The organism is Lentzea terrae (assembly GCF_003265345.1).
Lineage (GTDB): Bacteria > Actinomycetota > Actinomycetes > Mycobacteriales > Pseudonocardiaceae > Lentzea > Lentzea terrae.
The window spans coordinates 134,405-155,513 of record NZ_QFWW01000002.1 but is presented as its reverse complement, the minus strand read 5'-3'; the positions used below and the strand labels follow the sequence as shown (position 1 = coordinate 155,513).

Annotated in this window: 18 protein-coding genes; 15 read left to right on the top strand and 3 right to left on the bottom strand. The window is 67.8% G+C overall.

Annotated features, from left to right (window positions below; genetic code table 11):
* Nucleotides 1-53: 53 nt before the first annotated feature.
* A complete protein-coding gene (locus tag DI276_RS03945; RefSeq protein WP_112261896.1) occupies nt 54-794 on the bottom strand; it encodes an IclR family transcriptional regulator in 741 nt (246 codons plus the stop codon).
* A 76-nt stretch (nt 795-870) separates the two neighbouring features.
* Between DI276_RS03945 and aceB the strand changes: the two genes are divergently transcribed.
* The 4 genes from aceB (at nt 871) to DI276_RS03925 (ending at nt 5,396) form a co-directional block, all read left to right on the top strand.
* Nucleotides 871-2,355, top strand: coding sequence for a malate synthase A (gene aceB / locus DI276_RS03940; RefSeq protein ID WP_232836435.1), 1,485 nt, complete (start codon nt 871-873; stop codon nt 2,353-2,355).
* Complete coding sequence (locus DI276_RS03935; protein ID WP_112261894.1) at nt 2,355-3,524, top strand: DUF6986 family protein; 1,170 nt, start codon at nt 2,355-2,357, stop codon at nt 3,522-3,524. The genes aceB and DI276_RS03935 overlap by 1 nt, the downstream gene beginning before the upstream one ends.
* A gap of 75 nt (nt 3,525-3,599) precedes the next feature.
* A complete protein-coding gene (locus tag DI276_RS03930) occupies nt 3,600-4,067 on the top strand; it encodes an Imm1 family immunity protein (protein WP_112261893.1) in 468 nt (155 codons plus the stop codon).
* Between the two features lie 30 nt (nt 4,068-4,097).
* Nucleotides 4,098-5,396: an FAD-dependent oxidoreductase gene (locus DI276_RS03925; protein WP_112261892.1), complete on the top strand. Its 1,299-nt coding sequence runs from the start codon at nt 4,098-4,100 to the stop codon at nt 5,394-5,396.
* Here the strand turns inward: DI276_RS03925 and pucL are convergent.
* Together pucL and uraD are read right to left on the bottom strand one after the other, a co-directional pair.
* Nucleotides 5,323-6,201 carry a factor-independent urate hydroxylase gene (gene pucL / locus DI276_RS03920; RefSeq protein WP_112261891.1) on the bottom strand — a complete coding sequence of 293 codons (879 nt, stop codon included), beginning with the start codon at nt 6,199-6,201 and terminating at the stop codon, nt 5,323-5,325. The two genes, DI276_RS03925 and pucL, sit on opposite strands and share 74 nt — an antisense overlap.
* 5 nt (nt 6,202-6,206) lie before the next feature.
* The gene (gene uraD, locus DI276_RS03915; RefSeq protein ID WP_269814225.1) at nt 6,207-6,728 is read right to left on the bottom strand and encodes a 2-oxo-4-hydroxy-4-carboxy-5-ureidoimidazoline decarboxylase; all 522 of its coding nucleotides are present in this window, start codon (nt 6,726-6,728) and stop codon (nt 6,207-6,209) included.
* An 83-nt stretch (nt 6,729-6,811) separates the two neighbouring features.
* Here uraD and DI276_RS03910 point away from each other — a divergent pair, with 83 nt between their 5' ends.
* The 11 genes from DI276_RS03910 (at nt 6,812) to DI276_RS03860 (ending at nt 21,099) form a co-directional block, all read left to right on the top strand.
* Nucleotides 6,812-7,558, top strand: a complete 747-nt coding sequence (locus DI276_RS03910) for a hydroxypyruvate isomerase family protein (RefSeq protein WP_232836434.1) — start codon at nt 6,812-6,814, stop codon at nt 7,556-7,558.
* The gene (locus DI276_RS03905; RefSeq protein WP_112261888.1) at nt 7,555-8,427 is read left to right on the top strand and encodes an NAD(P)-dependent oxidoreductase; all 873 of its coding nucleotides are present in this window, start codon (nt 7,555-7,557) and stop codon (nt 8,425-8,427) included. The genes DI276_RS03910 and DI276_RS03905 overlap by 4 nt, the downstream gene beginning before the upstream one ends.
* Before the next feature lie 21 nt (nt 8,428-8,448).
* A complete protein-coding gene (gene gcl, locus DI276_RS03900; RefSeq protein WP_456298519.1) occupies nt 8,449-10,131 on the top strand; it encodes a glyoxylate carboligase in 1,683 nt (560 codons plus the stop codon).
* On the top strand, nt 10,128-11,126 hold the full coding sequence (locus DI276_RS03895) for a glycerate kinase family protein (protein WP_198680447.1): 999 nt from the start codon (nt 10,128-10,130) through the stop codon (nt 11,124-11,126). Before gcl ends, DI276_RS03895 begins: the two co-directional genes overlap by 4 nt.
* A gap of 5 nt (nt 11,127-11,131) precedes the next feature.
* Nucleotides 11,132-12,421 carry an allantoinase AllB gene (gene allB, locus DI276_RS03890; protein ID WP_112261886.1) on the top strand — a complete coding sequence of 430 codons (1,290 nt, stop codon included), beginning with the start codon at nt 11,132-11,134 and terminating at the stop codon, nt 12,419-12,421.
* A complete protein-coding gene (gene alc / locus DI276_RS03885; protein ID WP_112261885.1) occupies nt 12,418-13,410 on the top strand; it encodes an allantoicase in 993 nt (330 codons plus the stop codon). Before allB ends, alc begins: the two co-directional genes overlap by 4 nt.
* A 114-nt stretch (nt 13,411-13,524) precedes the next feature.
* Nucleotides 13,525-15,030: an alpha/beta hydrolase gene (locus DI276_RS03880; protein ID WP_112261884.1), complete on the top strand. Its 1,506-nt coding sequence runs from the start codon at nt 13,525-13,527 to the stop codon at nt 15,028-15,030.
* 114 nt (nt 15,031-15,144) lie between these two features.
* Nucleotides 15,145-16,656: an alpha/beta fold hydrolase gene (locus tag DI276_RS03875; RefSeq protein WP_112261883.1), complete on the top strand. Its 1,512-nt coding sequence runs from the start codon at nt 15,145-15,147 to the stop codon at nt 16,654-16,656.
* A 253-nt stretch (nt 16,657-16,909) separates the two neighbouring features.
* On the top strand, nt 16,910-18,253 hold the full coding sequence (locus DI276_RS03870; RefSeq protein ID WP_112262196.1) for an ammonium transporter: 1,344 nt from the start codon (nt 16,910-16,912) through the stop codon (nt 18,251-18,253).
* Entirely contained in the window at nt 18,250-18,588 is a 339-nt protein-coding gene (locus DI276_RS03865; RefSeq protein ID WP_045310575.1) for a P-II family nitrogen regulator, read from the top strand. Before DI276_RS03870 ends, DI276_RS03865 begins: the two co-directional genes overlap by 4 nt.
* Nucleotides 18,589-18,774: 186 nt before the next feature.
* Entirely contained in the window at nt 18,775-21,099 is a 2,325-nt protein-coding gene (locus DI276_RS03860) for a [protein-PII] uridylyltransferase (protein ID WP_112261882.1), read from the top strand.
* Nucleotides 21,100-21,109 lie beyond the last annotated feature (10 nt).

Sequence of the window (21,109 nt, the reverse complement as noted above, 5' to 3'; positions counted from 1 at the left end):
CACCCCAGTCCAACTTTCGGACAGCAGTGCAGTTTTCGAGGGGTACCCCTGCGTCAGCTTGCCCGGTCGGCGAGCCTCTTCGCCACGGCCAGCACTTCCGGCAGGATCCGTGACACCGCTTCCTTCGTGAGTCGCCCCTCCGGTCCCGACACCGACACGGCGGCGAGCGTCGGCCCGCCGATCACCGGCACCGCGATGCACCGGACGCCGAGCTCCTGTTCGGACTCGTCCAGCGCGTACCCCCGCTCGGCGATCTCGTCCAGCTCGTCGAGCAGCCCGCCAACGTCCGTGATCGTGTTCGGCGTGTAGGCGGGCAGGCCGGTGCGCTCCAGGAGCTGCCGGACCTCCTCGCGCGGCAGCTGGGAGAGCATCGCCTTGCCCACGCCCGTGCCGTGGGGGAGCAGGCGGCGGCCCACCTCGGTGAACATCCGCATCGAGTGCTTCGACGGCACCTGCGCGACGTACACGACCTCGTCGCCGTCCAGCACGGCGAGGTTTGCGGTCTCCTCCACCGAGTCAACCAACTGCGACAGGAACGGGCGGGCCCACGTCCCGTACTGCCGGGAAGCCGTCTCGCCGAGGCGGATCAGCCGCGACCCGAGGGTGTACCGCCGGTTGCTGTTCTGCCGCACATACCCCAGCGTGACAAGGGTGCGGATGAGCCGGTGGATCGTGGGCAGGGGCAGGCCGGAGGTCGTCGCGAGCTCCGAGAGCGAGGCCTCTCCTCCCGCGTCGGCCAGGCGTTCGAGCAGGTCGAAGGCTCTCTGCAGGGACTGCACGCCACCAGTGGACACGTGCGGCTCCTCTCATTGCAGTTCCGCAATGCAAAAACTATAGTCCACACAGCAAAACCGAGAGAGGTGGATCCAGGTGCAGGTCCTCACCCAAGAGGCTCTTGAGTTCGTCGCGAAGCTGCACGAGGCGCACGCCGCGCGCCGGGACGAGCTGCTCGCCCTGCGCAAGGAGCGGCGCCCTCTCGGGTTCCTGCCCGAGACCCAGGACATCCGCGACGGCGAGTGGCGGGTGGCGCAAGCGCCCGAGGCACTCCGGGACCGGCGCGTCGAGATCACCGGGCCCACCGAGCGCAAGATGACGATCAACGCGCTCAACTCCGGCGCCAAGGTGTGGCTGGCGGACCTCGAGGACGCGAACACGCCGCACTGGGACAACGTCGTGCAGGGACAGGTGAACCTGTACGAGGCGGCGCGCGAGACGATCGAGTACACCTCGCCGGAGGGCAAGGAGTACAAGCTCAAGGGCGGCCCGTACCCGACGATCGTGGTGCGGCCGCGCGGGTGGCACCTCGACGAGCGCAACCTCCAGTTCGGTGGCAGGAACGCAGTCGGCGCGCTGGTCGACTTCGGACTGCACTTCTTCCACAACGCGGAGCTGGGCAGGCCCTACTACTACCTGCCGAAGATGGAGTCGCACCTCGAAGCGCGGCTGTGGAACGACGTGTTCACCACGGCGCAGAAGCTGAAGGGCATCCCGTACGGCACGATCCGCGCGACGGTGCTCATCGAGACGATCCCTGCCGCGTTCCAGATGGAGGAGATCCTCTACGAGCTGCGCGACCACGCGTCGGGGCTCAACGCCGGGCGCTGGGACTACTTGTTCAGCGTCATCAAGTACTTCCGGGACGCCGGTGCGGACTACGTGCTGCCGGACCGCAACAGCGTGACGATGACGGCGCCGTTCATGCGCGCGTACACCGAGCTTCTGGTAAAGACGTGCCACAAGCGCGGGGCGTTCGCCATGGGTGGCATGGCGGCGTTCATCCCGAACCGGCGCGATCCGGAGGTCACGGAGAACGCGCTGCGCAAGGTTCGTGAGGACAAGACGCGCGAGGCGACCGACGGGTTCGACGGGTCGTGGGTCGCGCACCCGGACCTGGTGCCGATCTGCCGCGAGATCTTCGACGGCGTGCTCGGCGACCGGCCGAACCAGATCGACAAGCAGCGGCCCGAGGTCAGCGTCACGGCCGAGCAGCTGCTGGACTTCAAGTCCGCGGGCGGTGCGGCGACGCGGGCGGGGCTGGAGAGCGCCGTGGACGTCGGCGTGCGGTACATCGCGTCGTGGCTGGGCGGCAACGGCGCGGCGGCGATCCACAACCTGATGGAGGACGCGGCCACGGCGGAGATCTCGCGGTCGCAGATCTGGCAGTGGATCAACAACAAGGTCGTGCTCGACGACGGCACGCAGGTCACCGCCGACGCCGTCCGGGAAGTCCTGGCACGCGTCGGCAAGGAGCTCGAGGGTCCGCACGTCGCGGCCGCCGTCGAGCTGTTCGAACAGGTCGCGTTGTCCGAGGACTTCGTCGACTTCCTGACGCTGCCGGCGTACGAGCGCATCTGATGTACGAGACGTCGCTGTCGCCCGAGGACGTCGCGCGGGTGACCGCGCGACTGTCCACTGTGGAACGCAGCTGGCCGGCGGGCCGTCAGCCCGTGCACACGTGCTACGTGCCCGCCGGGCGCATCATCGCGACCACGATCGCCGACTGGGGCCGCGAAGCTCTGGAGTCGATCGAGCCCCAGTTGCTCCCGGAACTGCCGGACGGCGTGCTCGACCGCGTGCGCGCCAAGCTCGCCAGGGAGCCGATCGAGGACCTGCGGATCGACTTCGAGGACGGCTACGGCGCGCCCGAGGACGACGTCGAGGACATGGACGCCGAGAGCACGGCGCACCTCGTGTCCCGCTGGCTGGAGGAGGGCACCGCGCCGCCGTCGTTCGGGCTGCGGATCAAGTCGTTCGACACCAAGGCGTTGCGCGAGCGCGGACTGCGCACACTGGACATCTTCCTGACAGCTCTGGGAGAGGTTCCGCCAGGTTTGGTGATCACCTTCCCGAAGGTGACATCAGTCGACCAGGTCGAGGTGTTCGGCGAGGTGCTGGACCTCTTCGGCAAGGAACTGAAGTTCGAGATCCAGGTCGAGACCACTCAGTCCATTGTGGACCACGAGGGACGGCTCGCGATCCCGCGGTTCATCGAGGCGGGCAGAGGTCGCGTGACAGGTCTGCACTTCGGGACCTACGACTACACGGCGGGCTGCGGGCTGTCCGCGGCGCAACAACACCTGGCACATGGCGCGTGCGACTTCGCGCGCCACGTCATGCAGGTTTGCGCTGCTGGAACCGGGGTGCGGCTGTCCGACGGCTCCACCAACGTGCTCCCCGTCGGCGACCAGAAGCAGCACGGCTGGGACACGCACTACCGGCTCACCCGGCGATCACTGGAGCACGGTTTCTACCAGGGTTGGGATTTGCACCCGGCACAATTGGTGACACGTTATGCGGCCGTTTACGCCTTCTACCGCGAGGGTTTGGAAGCCGATGCGGCACGGTTGAAGTCCTATGTGCAGCGCGTCTCAGGAGGCGTTCTGGACGAACCGGCGACGGCTCAGGCGCTTTCTTCCTTCTTCCTCCGTGCGGTGGACTGCGGTGCGCTCGATCCGGTGGAAGTGCAGGTCGCAACAGGTCTGGACGAGTCAGCACTGAGGGGCCTCGCCACCCGATCAGGCTGACCGGGTCATCACCCGTTCGTGTGGTTCTGTCAATGGGTGTCGAATGTTCCCTGCAATGGGTGCAGGGTGGCTCGCATGAGCATGCGCGCTGGTCTCTGGACCGGGCTACCCGACCTCGACGTGGCGGAGCACAAGTACCAGGTCGTCGCGTGTGAGGCGGATGTGGACACGTTGATCGGCCTGCTCGGCAGGCCGGAGTGCAACGACGGATCGCTCGACCACTTCGGCAGGCCCCTCACCGCCGAGGGCGACCCGGACCACAACGTGGTGCTCGCCGTGCGCGGCGCGTGGGGCTACATGTACTACGTCGACAACATCTTCATGGGCTGGCCGAAGGGCTCGGAGGAAGCGCCGTACGTCAACGAGAAGTACACCGACTTCCCGCCCGGCGTCGGTGTTCCACTCGACCTGTACAAGCAGCTGCTGATCGAGTTCATGACGACCGGCGAACGGCCGACGGGTGTGGACTGGTACAGCGAGGCGGATCTCTTCCACTCGTGGCGCGACCAGCAGATGTCGTTGCGCGGGACCGAAAACCGCTGACTCTCAGCTGAGCGCTGGTTCAATGGAGCCATGAAGGCCGTGGTGATCGGTGGGGGAATCGCCGGCTTGTTGGCGGCTCGCGTGCTCGGCGAGACGTACGACGACGTGGTGGTCCTGGAACGCGACAAGTTGTCTGACCAGCCTGAATGTCGGGCTGGTGTGCCGCAGGGCAGACATGTGCACGGGTTGCTCGTGCGCGGCGGCGAGATCATGGAGGGGCTGTTTCCCGGCCTGTACGACGAGCTCGTGCAGGCCGGCGCGCACCTGATGGACGCGGGGGAGATGCGCATCCTCAACCCGCTGGGGTGGGTGGCCTCGACCACGACCGGTCTGCCGCTGCTCGTGGTGAGCCGGCCGTTGCTGGAGACGCACATCCGCCGCCGGGTCACTGCGAAGATCGTGGACGACACGCATGTCACCGGGCTGTCGTTCGACGGCTCCACTGTGGACGGTGTGCTCACCAGGAACGGCCGAGTTGACGCCGATCTCGTGGTCGATGCGTCCGGGCGGTCGTCCAAGCTGCCGGCCTGGCTGGCCGCGGCGGGGATCGAGGTGCCGGAGCCGAGCGAGGTCGACTCGCGGACCGGGTACGCGACCAGGATCTACACGGCGCCGGAGGAGTTTCCGGTGGTGGTCGCCGAGTCGCTGGCGTCACCCGACACGTCGCGCGGCGGCATCGTCATGCGCATCGAGGGCGAGCGGTTGATGGTCACGGCGCAGGGGGCCGGTGGTGATCACCCGCCGCGGGATCCCGAGGGGTTCCAGGGGTTTCTGGACTCGTTGCGCGGGCCCATCGCCGAGCTGCTCGCGGATGCCGAACCGGTCACGCCCGTGTACCTGTTCGCGCGGACGGCCAGTCGGCGTTACGCGTTCGAGCAGGTGCAGAAGTGGCCGGCTGGGCTCGTGGCGGTCGGCGACACGGTGTGCGTGTTCAACCCCGTGTACGGGCAGGGGATGACGGTGGCTGCACTGGAGGCGCTGTTGTTCCGGCAGCACCACGACTTCAGCGCCAAGGGGTGTCAGGAGTTCCAGCGCAAGGTCGCGAAGACGGCTCAGGGACCGTGGGCGCTGTCCAGCAACGCCGATCAGGGTTGGCTGGACAGCACCCACGAGCCTGGGCCGGTCATGCGCGCGTTCGGCTGGTACATGAAGAAGTGGCAGGTGTCGTTGGTGCACGACCAGGACATGTTCCGGCGGTTCGTGCGCGTCGTGCACCTGGTCGACTCGCCTGCCGCGCTGTTGAACCCCGTGGTGTTCAGAAGGCTGGCAAAGTACTCCAGGCAAGACCCGCGTCGGGCGCGTCGTCGCGCAGCACGGAACCCTCGATGAGGCCGTACGGGCGGTCGGCGGCGTAGAAGACCTCGTTGTTGTTCTCGAGGTCGAACGCGCTGAGGTCCACCAGGAAGTGGTGCTTGTTCGGCATGGAGAGCCGTACCTCGGCGACCTCGGGACGCGCGTTCAAGACAGCCTCGCCCATCGCGTACAGCGTCTGCTGCAGCGACAGCGAGTGCTTGTCCGCGAACGTCTTCAGCATGATCGACCGGATCTCGGTGAACGACTTCGCCCAGTCGACGTCGGTGCCCACGTAACGCCAGCGCGCGGTCACCGACGTCGCCAGGATTCGGTCGTTCGTCTCCTTCAAGGTCGTGTACGGGTCCTTCGGATAGCCGTGGAACTCCGACCCGGTCGACTTCAGCACCACCAGGTCGCGCACGCCCGACACGACCCAGGCCTGCGAGCCCTCGATTGTGACGGCCGTGGTGCGCTTCTCGTCCGACCCGTGCACGAACGCGTGGTCGTGACCGTCGATGCGCTCCCACGCGTGCTCGTCGATCAACACCCGAGCGCCCGTGATGGCCTCCTGCGTCGAGACGAAGTGCCGGCCCAGACGCAGCGCGAAGTCCTCGATCTCACCGACCGGCGCCTCCTTGGCGAAGGCGTAGACCGTGTTCTTCTGCGTGTCCGTCGCGAGCACCTTGGCGTTGTCGCCGGTCAGGTGGGTGTCCGCGAGGTCGCCACGCAGCGACGTGCTGACCGTCAGGTCCTTGATCGTGTGCACGGAACCGTTGCGCGACACCGTGACGAGGCGGTTCTCCGCCTTTCCGTACTGGTTCGGGCCCAGGACGATGGCCATGTTGTTCAGCTCCCGATCAGCTTCTGCAGCCGCAAGGCGGCGATCTTCGCGAGTTCGTCGTTGACGACGCGGAGCTCCACATCCGGCGGGTTGTCCATCCGCGCGGACAGGTTGTCGAGCATCTCCGCACCGCTCAGGCCGGTCGCGCACACCAGGTAGATGTGCCCGAACCGATCCTCGTACGCGGCGTTCGCAGCCGCCAGGCGATCAGCCTGGCTGCTGTCCACACCGGACTGTTCGGACCGCGACCACCTCGCCGACACCCCACCTGTCTTCTGTCGTTCGCCGATGCGCGGGTGCCCGGCGATGGCGCCGAGCACCTCCTCGTCGGAAAGTCCTTGTGCAGCAACGGAAGAAGCTGCGAGGAGTGCATCCATCGACGCGTACGGCCTGCCCGCCGCTATCGCGTCGACCCAGCGGGGTACCGCGAGGCACTCGGTGAGCAGAGGCCGCAGTTCGTCCTCCGGGGCGCTGTTGAAGCTGTCCACGGCTCTCCAAGTTTCTGTATCGCGGAAACTAACTTCCACATTCTTGACCGCAGCCAAGTGAGATGTCTAGTGTCTCCGTAGAGCGAAATTCAACTTCCGCAATGTGGAAGGACCCGCCACCTATGTACGACGTAAACCTCTCGATGTTGTTCACCGAGCTGCCGTTGCTGGACCGGCCGGCAGCAGCACGGGCCGCCGGGTTCGACGCGGTCGAGATCTGGTGGCCGTTCGCGGACGCCGTACCCGAGACGCGCGAGATCGAGGCGTTCGAGAGCGCCATCGAGGACGCCGGCGTGCGCCTGGTCGGCCTCAACTTCTTCGCGGGCGACATGCCGGCCGGTGACCGCGGACTGGCGAGCTGGCCGGGCCGGGAATCGGAGTTCCGGACGAACGTCGAGGTCACCGTCGCCATCGCGGCCCGGCTCGGCTGCCGCACGCTCAACGCCCTGCACGGCAACTTCGAGACCACCGCGCAGACCATCTCGAACTACCGCTTCGCCGCCGACGTCGCCGCCGAAGCAGGCGCGCAGATCGTCGTCGAACCGCTCAGCGGCGCGCCCGAGTACCCGATCAAGACCGCCCAACAGGCGTTCGACGTCATCGACGAGATCGACCGCGGCAACGTGAAGCTGCTCGCCGACCTCTACCACCTCGCCACGAACGGCGACGACCTCGACACCCTCGCCGACCACGTCGACCGCATCGGTCACGTGCAGATCGCCGACGCTCCCGGACGCGGTGAGCCCGGCACCGGTGAGCTCGACCTCTTCGGGCACCTCGCCAAGCTCCGCGCCAACGGCTACACGGGCTTCGTCGGCGCCGAGTACAAGCCCGTCACCCACTCCTTCGCTTGGAGGGACCACGCATGACCCGCCCAAAGGGATCCACTGTTGCTTTCATCGGACTCGGCATCATGGGCTCGCCGATGGCGGCCCACCTCGTAGCCGCCGGGCACGACGTGACGGGCTTCGACCTCAGCTCCGCCTCCCTGGAAAAGCTGATCGCGGACGGTGGCAAGGCCGCCGCGACCGCCCAGGAGGCCGTGAGCGGCGCCGAGGTCGTCATCACGATGCTGCCGAACCACCCGCAGGTCGAGGCCGTCATCAACGAGGTCACCTTCGACGACGGCACGCTGCTGATCGACATGAGCACGATCCGCCCGTCCACGTCGATCGAGATCGCGCGCAAGCTCACCAACGTCCGGGTGCTCGACGCGCCCGTCAGCGGCGGCCAGACCGGCGCGGTCCAGGCGTCTCTCAGCATCATGGTCGGCGGCAACGAGGCCGACTTCGCCGCGGCACGGCCGTTCCTGGAGATCGTCGGCAAGACGATCGTCCACGTCGGACCGCACGGCGCGGGCCAGGTCGTGAAGGCCGCGAACCAGCTGATGGTCGGCGGCATCTACGCCCTGGTCGCCGAGGCGATCGTGCTGCTGGAGGCGTCCGGCGTCGACCCGAAGGCGGGCCTCGACGTGCTCGCGGGCGGTCTCGCGGCGAACCGGATCTTGGACTTGAAACGCGAAACCATGATCGCGCGCGAGTTCCAGCCCGGCTTCCGGATCGACCTGCACCACAAGGACATGGGCATCGCACTGGACGCGGCACGCGCCGCCGACGTCGCGCTGCCGGTCACCAACCAGATCGCCGCACTGGTCGCGGCGGCACGCGCGCAGGGTTACGGGTCGCTCGACCACTCCGCGCTGCTCAAGGTCATCGAGAACTTCGCGGGAAGGGCCTGACACATGCCGAAGATCCCCGTCATGCAGGCGGTCGTCGAGGTCCTGAAGTCCGAGGGCATCGACACCGTGTTCGGCTGTCCCGGTGCCGCGATCCTGCCGCTGTACAAGGCGATGGAGCAGGACGGCTCCATCGAGCACCTCATCGTGCGCCACGAAGAAGGCGCCACGCACATGGCCGACGGCTGGTCGCGCACGACCGGCAACGTCGGCGTTGCGATCGGCACGTCCGGTCCGGCCGGCACGAACATGATCACCGGCCTGTACACCGCGCAGGCCGACTCCGTGCCGATCCTCTGCATCACCGGCCAGGCCGCCGTGTCGAAGCTGCACCAGGAGGCGTTCCAGGCCGTCGACATCGTCTCGATCGCCGCGCCCGTCACGAAGTGGGCGGTGCAGGTCAAGGAAGCCGCGCAGATGCCGTGGATCTTCCGCGAGGCGTTCCGGATCGCCCGCTCCGGTCGGCCGGGCCCGGTGCTGATCGACCTGCCGATCGACGTGCAGAAGCAGGAGATCGAGTGGGACTCCTCGATCGACGAGCCGTTGCCGGTGCCGAAAAGCGCTCCGAGTGACGCACGCGTCGAACGCGCGCTGGAGATGCTGCTGGCCGCCGAACGGCCACTGCTGCTCGCCGGTGGCGGTGTCATCCTCGGCGAGGCGTCCGCCGAACTGCTGGACCTGGCCGAGTTCCTGCAGGTCCCGATCCAGGCCACGTTGATGGGCAAGGGCGCGATCGACGAGGACCACCCGCTCTACGCGGGCATGACCGGCATCCAGACGTCACAGCGCTACGGCAACGCGTCGTTCCTCGAGTCGGACCTGGTGCTGGCTCTGGGCGCACGGTTCGGCGACCGGCACACCGGCGACCTCGCCACCTATCGCGGCGACCGCAAGTTCATCCACGTCGACGTCGAGCCCACGCAGATCGGCAAGGTCTTCGGGCCTGACCTCGGGATCGTCGCGGACACCAAGCTGTTCCTGCAGGCCCTGCTGGCAAAGGCGAAGCAGCACGGCCCGCGGGCGGCCGGCGGGTGGGTCGACCGCTGCCAGGAGCTCAAGCGGACCCTGTTGCGGCGCGAGGACTTCGACACCGTGCCGGTCAAGGCGCCGCGGGTGTTCAAGGAGATCAACGAGTTCTACGGCCCGGACACCTACTTCGTCACGGCGATCGGGCTCTACCAGATCTGGTCCGGCCAGCACCAGAAGGCGCACCAGCCGCGGCACTACCAGGTCTGCGGTCAGGCCGGCCCGCTCGGCTGGGAGATCCCGGCGGCCATCGGGGTCAAGAAGGCGCGACCGGATGCCGAGGTCGTCGGCATCGTCGGCGACTACTCCTTCCAGTTCCTGGTGGAGGAGCTCGCGGTCGGTGCCCAGTACGACGTGCCGTTCGTGCTGATCATGCTGAACAACGAGTACCTCGGCCTGATCCGGATGGCGGAGGACCACGGTGGCTACGACATGAAGTACGAGGTCGACATCCACTACGACACCACGGGCTCGGACAACGTCAAGATCATGGAGGCCTACGGGTGCTCGGGCATCCGGGTGGCTGATCCGGGCGAGATCCGCAGCTCGCTAGAGTGGGCGCGCAAGGAAGCCGATCGCACGCAACGGCCGGTGCTCGTCGAGATCATGATCGAGCGCGAGGGCAACACCGCGAACGGCACGTCCATCGCGGCCATGCGGGAATACGAGCCCATCCCGTGATCGTCGTAGCGCCGGACAAGTTCAAGGGATCGCTCACCGCCCCGCAGGTCGCCGCCGCAGTCGCGCGCGGCCTGCGGGAGGCGGTCCCGGACGTGGCCGTGCGCCTCCTCCCGGTGGCGGACGGCGGCGACGGCACCGTCGACGCCGCCGTCGCCGCCGGGTTCGTGAAGGTGGGGCGCTGGGTCACCGGCCCGGTCGGCAAGCCGGTGCCAGCGTCCTTCGCGGTCCGCGGCACGACCGCCGTGGTCGAGGTGGCGTCGGCGGCCGGGCTCACGTTGCTCGACGAGCCGGCGCCGCTCGACGCGACCAGTCACGGCGTCGGTGAGCTGCTGAAAGCCGCGCTCGACGTCGGCTGCACCACCATCGTGCTCGGGCTGGGCGGCAGCGCGTGCACGGACGGCGGCGCGGGGATGCTGGAGGCGCTGGGCAAGGCGTCGTTCGACGGCATCGACCTGGTGCTGGCCTCGGACGTGGACAACCCGCTACTCGGGCCCACTGGCGCTGCGGCGGTCTACGGGCCGCAGAAGGGCGCCTCACCCGATCAGGTCGAGATCCTCGAAGTCCGGCTCGAGGCGTTCGCCCAGCGGATCGGGCTGGACCATGCTGGACGGCCAGGAGCAGGTGCGGCAGGCGGTATCGGGTTCGCCGCGCTCGCGGTGCTCGGCGCGCGGTTCCGGCCGGGCATCGAGGTGGTGCTGGAGCTGGCCGGGTTCGCCGAGGCGGTCGCGGACGCGTCGTTGGTGATCACCGGAGAAGGGTCGCTGGACGCCCAGACGCGGCACGGCAAGGCGCCGTTCGGCGTGGTCAAGGCCTCGGGTGACGTGCCGGTGGTCGCCGTGGCCGGCCAGTGCTCGGTCGAGCCAGGCGACCTGGGACTGAAGGCCGTCTACGCGCTGTTGGACGTCGAACCGGACATCACGAGGTGCATGGCCCAGGCTGAGTCGCTCCTCACCGAGCTCGGCGGTCGCATCGCCCGCCACTGGGTGTCAGAGTGAGCGGCATGGACCTGGTCTTCCGCGCCCGCAGGGTCATCACCCCCCAGGGCGAGATCGCGTGCGACGTCGGTGTGGTCGACGGCAGGATCGTCGCTGTCGAGCCGCACATCGACTCGCCGAACGTCGTGCACCTCGCCGACGACGAGGTGCTGCTACCCGGTCTGGTCGACACCCACGTGCACGTCAACGATCCCGGCCGCACCGAGTGGGAGGGCTTCGAGACCGCCACGCGCGCGGCCGCGGCCGGTGGCGTCACGACGATCATCGACATGCCGTTGAACAGCATCCCGCCGACCGTGGAGCTGGCCGCGCTGGAGATCAAGCGCAAGGCCGCCGCGAACGTGTCGGTGGACGTCGGGTTCTGGGGCGGCATCGTCCCCGGCAACCTGGCCGACCTGAAGCCGCTGCACGAGGCCGGCGTCTTCGGCTTCAAGTGCTTCCTGCTGCACTCGGGCGTGGACGAGTTCCCGGCCGTCACCACCGCCGAGCTCGAAGTCGCGCTACGAGAGTTGGCGACGCTCGACGCGTTGACGATCGTGCACGCCGAGGACGCGCACACAGTGCGCGATTCGGAGCCCGACTACGCCGGATTCCTGGCGTCGAGGCCGCGCGAGGCCGAGAACAAGGCGATCACCGACGTCGTGGAGCTGACCCGCAAGACCGGCGCACGGACGCACATCCTGCACCTCTCGTCGTCGGACGCGTTGCACATCCTCGAAGGGGCGCACCGCGACCGGCTGCCGGTGACCGCAGAGACCTGCCCGCATTACCTCACGTTCACGGCGGAGGAGATCCACGACGGGCAGACGGAGTTCAAGTGCTGCCCGCCGATCCGCGAGGAGGCCAACCGCGAGGCGCTCTGGCAGGGCCTGCGCGACGGCGTGATCGACCTCGTCGTGAGCGACCACTCGCCGAGCACGGTCGAGCTGAAGGAAGGCGACTTCGCCACGGCGTGGGGCGGCATCGCGTCGCTGCAGCTCGGCCTGCCCGCGGTGTGGACGGGGGCGCGGCAACGCGGCTTCCACCTCACAGACGTCGTCCGCTGGATGGCGACGCACCCGGCCCGCCAGGTCGGGCTGGAGACCAAGGGCGCCATCGAGGTCGGCAGGGACGCGGACCTCGTGGTGTTCGCGCCGGATCAGACGTTCGTGGTGGACAAGAACGCGCTGCACCACCGCAACCCCGTCACGCCGTACCACGGTCGGGAACTGCACGGCGTCGTGCGCCAGACGTGGTTGCGTGGCAAGGAAGTTGGCCAGACGCAAGGCAGGTTGCTACGTAGAGGAGAAGCATGACGGAGTGGACCCGGCTGCCCGATCTCGCCTCGCGCGCGGTCGGGGGTGGTGTGGTGTGGGCGAACGACGAGCTGTTCGCCGAGCGGGAGAACCTGATCAAGCCAGCTGAGCCGGTCTACCAGACCTACACCTTCGGCCACAAAGGGCAGATCTACGACGGCTGGGAGACCCGGCGCCGTCGTGACGCCGGTGTCGACCAGGCGGTGATCCGGCTCGGCATGCCCGGCGTCGTGCGCGGGATCATCGTTGACACGGCGTTCTTCAAGGGCAACTACCCGCCGTTCTGCTGGGTCGAGGGCGCGCAGGTCGACGGCCACCCGGCCGCCGACGAGATCACCGAGTGGTTCCCGCTGGTCGAACGGTCGGCGCTGAAGGGCGACGACAAGCACTACTTCGACGTGCGCGAGGGACGGCGCGTCACGCACGTACGGCTCACCATCGACCCGGACGGCGGCGTCGCCCGGCTACGCGTGCACGGCGAACCGGTCGCGGATCCACGGCTCCTGATCCCGGGCATCGACCTGGCCGCGTTGGAGAACGGCGCGGTCGTCACGGGCTGCAGCAACATGTTCTACAGCTCGCCCAACAACCTCATCGCACCTGGTCAGGCCACGGTCATGGGCGAGGGCTGGGAAACCGCGCGCCGGCGTGACGACGGCAACGACTGGGTGTCGCTCCGCCTCGCCGCAGCCGGTGTCGTGCAGTTGGTCGAGCTCGACACGAGCCATTTCAAGGGCAACGCGCCGGGCTGGGCGTCGGTCAGCGGCTGCGACGAGCGCAAGGATCCCGACGCGTGGTTCGACGTGCTGCCGCGCACCCGGCTGCAGCCAGACACGCGACACCGGTTCGTCGTGGACAGTCCAGAGGTGACACACGCGCGGCTGGACATCTACCCGGACGGCGGGATGGCAAGGCTCCGTCTGATCGGAACTCCTACGAGCGACGGCCTAGCGCGCCTGCGGTCGGCATGGGCTGAAAGCAGTAGCTGAAAACGGTTGTCCGACCGCGGTCGGATTTTTCGCCATACCTCAGTCGGTTGCCGGTGCAACGCGGTCGATGAAAGCGTTTTCCTCCCGCAAGATCAGGATCCAGGGAGGAAATGCATGCGACCGATGACGCGCGTCTTCGGGGCCGCGCTCGCGAGTGCCACAGTGGTCTTGGGCATGACGCCGCTCGCGTTCGCGGCTCCGGCGCACCAGGTCGGCGCGATCGACTGGAAGCCGTGCGCCGAGGCACCGGCGGTCGACTGCGGCTTCTTGACGCTGCCGATCGACTACGCCAGGCCGGACGGTGAGAAGTTCCAGCTGGCCGTCTCCCGCCGCAAGGCGAACGACCAGTCCCAGCGGGTCGGTGCGCTGGTCGTCAACCCCGGCGGACCGGGCTCGTCGGGTGTCGACTTCGCGATCACCGCAGACCAGTACTTCAGCAAGGAGATCGTGGACAGGTTCGACGTCATCGGGTTCGACCCGCGTGGTGTCGCGCGCAGCCAGCCGATCAAGTGCTCGGTCGAGGCGGTGCAGCGGTCGCACACGAACCGCCCGAAGACCGTGGCCGAGTACGACCAGCTGGTCGCCTACAACAGGCAGCTGGGTGAGGACTGTCGCAAGCACTCCGGCCCGATCTTCGACCACGCCTCGTCGAGGGACGCCGCGGACGACATCGATTCGATTCGTCGTGCACTGGGCGAGAAGAAGATCAACTACTACGGCGTCTCGTACGGCACGATCATGGGCCAGCAGTACGCGGAGCGGTACGGCCGCAACCTCCGCGCCATGGTCATCGACTCCAACATGGACCGCAGCCTCGGCGCCTGGAAGTTGCTCGAGACCGAGGCGCGCGGCGGGGAGGAAGTGTTCACCGAGTGGATCAAGTGGAACGACCGCACGCCGTCCTCGCCGTTCCACGGTCAGGACCTGCGGGGGATCTGGAAGGGCCTGCTCGCCAAGGCCGCCCGCGGCGAGCTGAAGGACCCGCTGACCGGCTCCGTGCTCCTCCCTGAGATCCTCGGTGTCCGTTTCCTGAACTACAGCCACGTCCCGGCGTGGAAACTGTTCTCCGACTTCGTCGTGAAGCTCGTCCAGGGCACCTCGGCGCCCGCCAAGGCGTTCGCCGAGGGTGAGACGTTCGAGTACCCGATCCAGGGCCTCGTCTGCAACGACTACAACCTGCGGCTCGGCTCCTTCGCCGAGTATCAGGTCCTGAGCGACGTCGAGAACCGCTTCGCGCCGAACGCCCCCATCGCGCCGTTCGCCAACCTCGCCGTGACGGGCTGCGCCGGGCTCCCGAAGGCCACGAACCCCCCACATCCGCTGAAGATCAAGAATGCGCCGAAGATCCTGCTGACCAACGCCAAGTACGACCCGGCGACGAGCTACGAGTGGGCGTCCAACGTGCACCGTCAGGCCCGTGACGCCACCGTCTTCGTCACCTACGAAGGCTGGGGCCACGGCGTCTACCGCCGAAGCGACTGCACGAAGAAGATCAACGACGAGTACCTGGTGTCGCTGAAGCTGCCGCGCAACGGCACCACGTGTGCGGCAGTCGAGCCAACTCTTAGGAGTGATGCGCCAGTACACCTACGAGTGATGTGGGCCAAAAATACTAGCTGAGAGTGGTTGTACGACCACAGGCTGATTCTTTTACCAACCTCGGTTGGTTGTTTGCGTCACACCATCGGTGGAAGCGTTCCCTCCCGCAGTGCTTGGGATCTAGGGAGGAAATCCATGCAACCGATGACGCGCGCCTTCGGAGTCGCGCTCGCGAGTTCTGCATTGGTACTGGGCATGTCACCGCTCGCGTTCGCGGCTCCGGAAGGGCAGCCGGAGTACGAGGTCGGCGCGATCGACTGGAAGCCGTGTGCGGAGGTGCCGACGATCGACTGCGGCTTCCTCGAGCTGCCGATCGACTACGCCAAGCCGAACGGTGAGAAGTTCAAGCTGGCCGTGTCCCGCCGCAAGGCGAACGACCCGGCCGCGAGAATCGGCTCGATGGTCATCAACCCCGGTGGCCCCGGCGGCTCCGGCGTCGACTTCTCGTTCGGCGCCGACCGCTACTTCAGCAAGGAGATCGTCGACAAGTTCGACGTCATCGGGTTCGACCCGCGTGGCGTCGCGCGCAGCCAACCGATCAAGTGCTCGGGTGACGTGCTGCAGAAGCAGCCTTCGGAGTACCCGAAGAACGCGGCCGAGTTCGACCAGCTGGTCGCGTTCAACAAGGAGCTGCGCGCGGACTGCCGCAAGGTCTCCGGCCCGATCTTCGACCACGCCTCGACCGCGGAGGTGGCTCAGGACATCGACGCGATCCGTCGTGCCCTGGGTGAGAAGAAGATCAACTACTACGGTGTCTCCTACGGCACGATCATGGGCCAGCACTACGCCGAGCGGTACGGCAAGAACATCCGCGCCATGATCATCGACTCCAACATGGACCACAGCCTCGGCACGTGGAAGTTCCTCGAGACCGAGGCGCGTGGCGCGGAGGACATGTTCAACGAGTGGGTCAAGTGGAGCGACCGCACGCCGTCGTCGCCCTTCTACGGCAAGGACCTGCGCAAGATCTGGAAGGACCTGCTCGCCAAGGCCGACCGCGGTGAGCTGAAGGACCAGAACGGCAACGTCATCACCGGCGAGCGCCTCGGTGGGAACATCGTCGGCATGGGCTACGGCCCGGCCTTCAAGCCGTTCGCCGACTACGTCGCGACGCTCGTCTCCGGTGCGCCGGTGGCCGCGAAGTTCGCCGAGGGTGAGACGTTCGAGAACCCGTTCGCGGGTGTCTTCTGCAACGACTACAACCTGCGCGTCAGCTCGTACGGCGAGTACAAGGCGCTCAACGCCATGGAGAACCGCGTCGCGCCGAACTCTCGCGGTTCGTCGATCGGCCACGGCGCCATGATGGGCTGCGTCGGGTTCCCGAAGGCCACGAACCCGCAGCGTCCGCTGAAGATCAAGAACGCACCGAAGATCCTGCTCACCAACTCGCGCTACGACACGGCGACGGTCTACGAGTGGGCCGTCAACGCGCACAAGCAGTCCCGTGACACCACCGTCTTCGTGACCTACGAAGGCTGGGGCCACGGCGTGTACGACCGCAGCGAGTGCACCCTGAAGATCAACAACGAGTACCTGGTGTCGCTGAAGCTGCCGCGCAACGGCACCAAGTGCGCCGCGGTCGAGCCTCCTGCCGCTGAGGCGGGCGTGCTGTCGGCCAAGCCGAAGGTTCCGGCCGGCCCGTTCTAAACCCGACCCGTTCTGAACGATGAAGGGAACCTTCCACCACAAGTGGAGGAAGGTTCCCTTCATCGTGTCGGAGCGCGTGCGCCCTCGGTAACCAGACCGGCGCCGTGAGGTGGCCGAATCGTGACCGTGAACCCCGCGAAACGCGGACGTAACACGCCCACGTCGACAGTTCACCTCCACGAAACGTTCCACGTAAGTGCGTGAAACAGGACGTCTCGATGCTCCCTGCAACCGACGTGCAGTGGAGGTCGAAGTGGATACAGGGGACACCGCCTGGGTGCTCACCAGCGCCGCCTTGGTGCTGCTGATGACGCCGGGCCTTGCCTTCTTCTACGGAGGCATGGTCCGTTCGAAGAGCGTGCTCAACATGATGATGATGAGCTTGGGCGCGATGGCCGTTGTCGGTGTCCTGTGGGTGCTCTTCGGGTACTCGACGGCATTCGGCGCTGACGTCGGCGCGGGCCTGCTCGGCAAACCGTTCGAGTTCTTCGGTCTCGACGGGCTGCTGGGCGCGGACTCGCTGGCCGGCAAGATCCCGAGCACGGTGTTCGTGGCGTTCCAGGCGATGTTCGCGATCATCACGGTCGCGCTGATCTCCGGTGCGATCGCGGACCGCGCCCGGTTCGGCCCGTGGCTGCTGTTCGCCGGCCTGTGGGCCACGGTCGTGTACTTCCCGGTCGCGCACTGGGTGTTCGACTTCGACGGCAAGGACGCGGCCGGCAACGTCGTCGACCCCGGTGGCTGGATCGCCAACAAGCTCCTCGCGATCGACTTCGCCGGTGGTACCGCGGTGCACATCAACGCCGGTGCGGCTGGTCTGGCTCTCGCGATCGTGCTCGGCAAGCGCGTCGGCTGGCCGAAGGAGCCCATGAAGCCGCACAGCCTGCCGCTGGTCGTGCTCGGCGCCGGTCTGCTGTGGTTCGGCTGGTTCGGCTTCAACGCCGGTTCGGCCCTGGGTGCGAACGGCACCGCCGGTGTCACGTTCATCAACACGCTCGTCGCCACCTGCGCCGCGATGCTCGGCTGGCTGCTGACTGAGCGCATCCGCGACGGCAAGGCCACCACGCTCGGTGCCGCGTCCGGTGTCATCGCCGGTCTGGTCGCCATCACGCCCGCCTGTTCCGCGGTCACCCCGGTCGGCGCCATCGCGATCGGCGCGATCACCGGTGTGCTCTGCGCCCTGGCCGTGTCGCTCAAGTACCGCTTCGGCTACGACGACTCGCTCGACGTGGTCGGCGTGCACCTCGTCGGTGGTCTCTCCGGCACGATCCTGATCGGTCTGTTCGCCAGCGAGGCGGCCCCGGCCAAGATCAACGGCCTCTTCTACGGCGGCGGTGTCGACCAGTTGTGGCGCCAGGCCGTCGGTGCCTTCGCGGTCCTCGGCTACTCGTTCGTGCTGAGCCTGCTGCTCGGTTACCTGGTGAAGCTCACCGTCGGGTTCCGTGCGTCTGAGGAGGCGGAGGTCGCTTCGATCGACGAAGCTGAGCACGCTGAGCGCGCCTACGAGTACGGCAGCCTCACCAGTGCGCGTGGTACCGGCAAGCCGAGCGTGACCGCGGGTGCGACCGCGGTTCTCGAGGGGAGCAAGAAGTCATGAAGCTGGTCACCGCGATCATCAAGCCGTTCACGCTCGACGACGTGAAGAGCTCCCTGGAACAGCTCGGGGTGCTGGGCATGACCGTCAGCGAGGTGCAGGGCTACGGCCGCCAGAAGGGCCACACCGAGGTCTACCGCGGCGCCGAGTACTCGGTCGACTTCGTGCCCAAGATCAAGATCGAGGTCGTCATCGACGACAACCAGGTCGACAAGGTCCTGGAAGCGGTGGTCGAGGCCGCGCGCACCGGCAAGATCGGTGACGGCAAGGTCTGGGTCACCCCGGTCGACACCGTAGTGCGCGTGCGCACGGGCGAACGTGGATCGGATGCGCTGTAGCGCTGTGACCGCCAACCATCGCCGCGTCTTCCGGCGCTCAGCGGGGCACCTCGCGGCGCCGGCCCCCCGCCCCCGTACAACCAGTACGAGGGCGGGGGGCCGACACCGCGATGCACCCATCTGACCGTCGAAATACGAGGCAAAGGCTGACAGTCACAGCGCTAGATAACCTTGGGGAGACGGTCCGTGGAGAACAACGAAACGGCCGTCGTCACGGCTGACGACCTGGTGCGAGCACGCGAACGGCTGCTCGTGCCAGGTCGTCGTCGCTTGGCCGCCGAACCACTGCGCGAAGCACTCGTGGACCTGCACGAGTTCTGGTTGACCAAACACGCGGGGGGAGCGGGGATATCCGGAACGGGTATCGCGCTCGTGGCGGTGGGCGGGCTGGGGCGGCGCGAACTGGTGCCCTATTCCGACCTGGACCTCGTGCTGGTGCACGCCGGGGTCAAGAACATCGACGAGATCGCCGAGAAGCTCTGGTACCCGCTGTGGAACTCCGGCATCGGCCTCGACCACTCGGTTCGCACGGTGGGGGAAGCCCTGCGGGTCGCCGCCGGTGACCTGCGAACGGCGTTGGGACTGCTGGACATCCGGCACATCGCCGGCGACCAGGAGATCTCTGCCAAGCTCGCCGAGAGCGCGCGGCAGGCGTGGCGCGGCAACGTGCGCAACCGGCTGGACGAGATCGCCGAGTCGTCGCAGAAGCGCTGGGCCCGCAGCGGCGAGATCGCGCACCGGGTCGAACCCGATCTGAAGCACGGACGTGGCGGTCTGCGCGACCTCACGATCCTGGACGCGCTGTCGGTGGCACAGCTGGTGGACCGGCCGTCCGCTGACGTCGGTGAGGCCCGCAAGCTGCTTCTGGACGTGCGCACCGAACTTCGCCGTGTCGCGAGCAAGCCTCGTGACGTGCTGCGGGCGCAGGACGGTGACGAGGTGGCCTCCGCTCTCGGTCTGGCCGACCGATTTGCCTTGGCGCGCTCGCTTTCTTCTGCCGCACGCACGGTCGTCTACGCGTTCGACGTGGCTACGCGGGCGGCTCGGGCGGCCGCGCCGAAACGGGGGCTCGGGGCGTTCCTGCGCGGACAACCGCCGCGCAGACCGTTGGACGAAGGCGTTGTGCTGCACGGGTCTGAGGTTTCTCTTGCCCGTGACGCGATTCCCAGCCGTGATCCCGCGTTGTTGTTGCGCGTGGCCACGGCGGCGGCGCGGTCGAAGCACCCGATCGCGTCCGGCACGTTGACACGGCTCGCGGACTCGGCGCCGGAGCTGCGGCAGCCGTGGCCGCGCGAGGCCCGTGAGGAGCTGCTGGCGTTGCTGGGCAGCGGCAGCGGGCTCGTGGACGTCGTGGAAGCGTTGGACCGCACAGGTTTGTGGGGCCGGCTGTTCCCCGAGTGGGGTGCGGTCCGGGATCTTCCGCCGCGCGACGCCGCGCACATGTGGACGGTCGACCGGCATCTCGTGCAGACGGTCGCGCACGCGGCTCGGCTGGTGACCACCGTGTCGCGGCCGGACCTGTTGCTGCTCGGCGCGTTGATCCACGACATCGGCAAGGGACGGCAGCAGGACCACTCCGAGGTGGGTGCCGCGCTGGCGACCCAGATCGGTGAGCGGATCGGGTTGTGGCCGCAGGACGTCGAGACGTTGTCCGCGATGGTCCGGCACCATCTTCTGTTGCCGCACACCGCGACCCGGCGTGACGTCGAGGACGAGGCGACCGTGCACCGGGTCGTGGAGACGCTCGGTGGCGACGCGGTCCTGTTGGAACTGCTGTACGCGTTGGCGGAGTCGGATTCCCTCGCCACCGGTCCGGGTGTGTGGACGGACTGGAAGGCCGCGCTGCTGGCCGACCTGGTCAAGCGGTGCCGCAAGGCCATGGCCGGTGAGGCGTTGCCCAAACCGGAACCGCTCGACCCTGCGCACGTGGCCATGGCGGAACGCGTTGCGGCGTCCGGGAAACCGGACGTGCTGCTGGAGAAGCAGGACCACGCGGCGATCGTGACGGTGCTCGCGCCGGACCGTCCGGGCATGCTGTCCAAGGCGGCGGGCGTGCTCGCGTTGAACTCGCTGGAGGTCCACGCGGCGACGTTGCGCTCGCACGGTGGCGCGACGGTGGACACGTTCACCGTGTCGCCGCGGTTCGGTTCGCTCCCGGACGCGAAGCTGTTGCGCGAACAGCTGTCCAGGGCGATCGAGGGCTCGCTGCCGTTGGCGGACAAGCTGGCCGCCAAGGAACGCGACTACGGCGGCCCGCCGCTCGACCCGCCGCCCGCGAAGGTGCTGTGGTTCGACGACGAGGCGACCGGCGCGGTGGTGCTGGAGCTGCGCGCGGCCGACCGGATCGGGCTGCTGCACAAGGTGGCCGGCGCGTTGGAGCAGTGCGGTGTCGACGTGCAGTGGGCGCGCGTGTCCACGTTGGGCGCGACGGTCGTCGACTCGTTCAGCATCACGGCCACCGATCTGGACCGGCGGCGAATCGAACGGGCGGTGCTCGACGCGGCCAGGTAGCGGTTGAGTA

Excerpts from the sequence above, each read along its gene's own strand:
- DI276_RS03935 (WP_112261894.1), top strand. The coding sequence starts at position 2,355 with ATGTACGAGACGTCGCTGTCGCCCGAGGACGTCGCGCGGGTGACCGCG.
- DI276_RS03930 (WP_112261893.1), top strand. The coding sequence starts at position 3,600 with ATGAGCATGCGCGCTGGTCTCTGGACCGGGCTACCCGACCTCGACGTG.
- DI276_RS03925 (WP_112261892.1), top strand. The coding sequence starts at position 4,098 with ATGAAGGCCGTGGTGATCGGTGGGGGAATCGCCGGCTTGTTGGCGGCT.
- pucL (WP_112261891.1), bottom strand. The coding sequence starts at position 6,201 with ATGGCCATCGTCCTGGGCCCGAACCAGTACGGAAAGGCGGAGAACCGC.
- DI276_RS03910 (WP_232836434.1), top strand. The coding sequence starts at position 6,812 with ATGTACGACGTAAACCTCTCGATGTTGTTCACCGAGCTGCCGTTGCTG.
- DI276_RS03905 (WP_112261888.1), top strand. The coding sequence starts at position 7,555 with ATGACCCGCCCAAAGGGATCCACTGTTGCTTTCATCGGACTCGGCATC.
- gcl (WP_456298519.1), top strand. The coding sequence starts at position 8,449 with ATGCAGGCGGTCGTCGAGGTCCTGAAGTCCGAGGGCATCGACACCGTG.
- allB (WP_112261886.1), top strand. The coding sequence starts at position 11,132 with ATGGACCTGGTCTTCCGCGCCCGCAGGGTCATCACCCCCCAGGGCGAG.
- alc (WP_112261885.1), top strand. The coding sequence starts at position 12,418 with ATGACGGAGTGGACCCGGCTGCCCGATCTCGCCTCGCGCGCGGTCGGG.
- DI276_RS03880 (WP_112261884.1), top strand. The coding sequence starts at position 13,525 with ATGCGACCGATGACGCGCGTCTTCGGGGCCGCGCTCGCGAGTGCCACA.
- DI276_RS03875 (WP_112261883.1), top strand. The coding sequence starts at position 15,145 with ATGCAACCGATGACGCGCGCCTTCGGAGTCGCGCTCGCGAGTTCTGCA.
- DI276_RS03865 (WP_045310575.1), top strand. The coding sequence starts at position 18,250 with ATGAAGCTGGTCACCGCGATCATCAAGCCGTTCACGCTCGACGACGTG.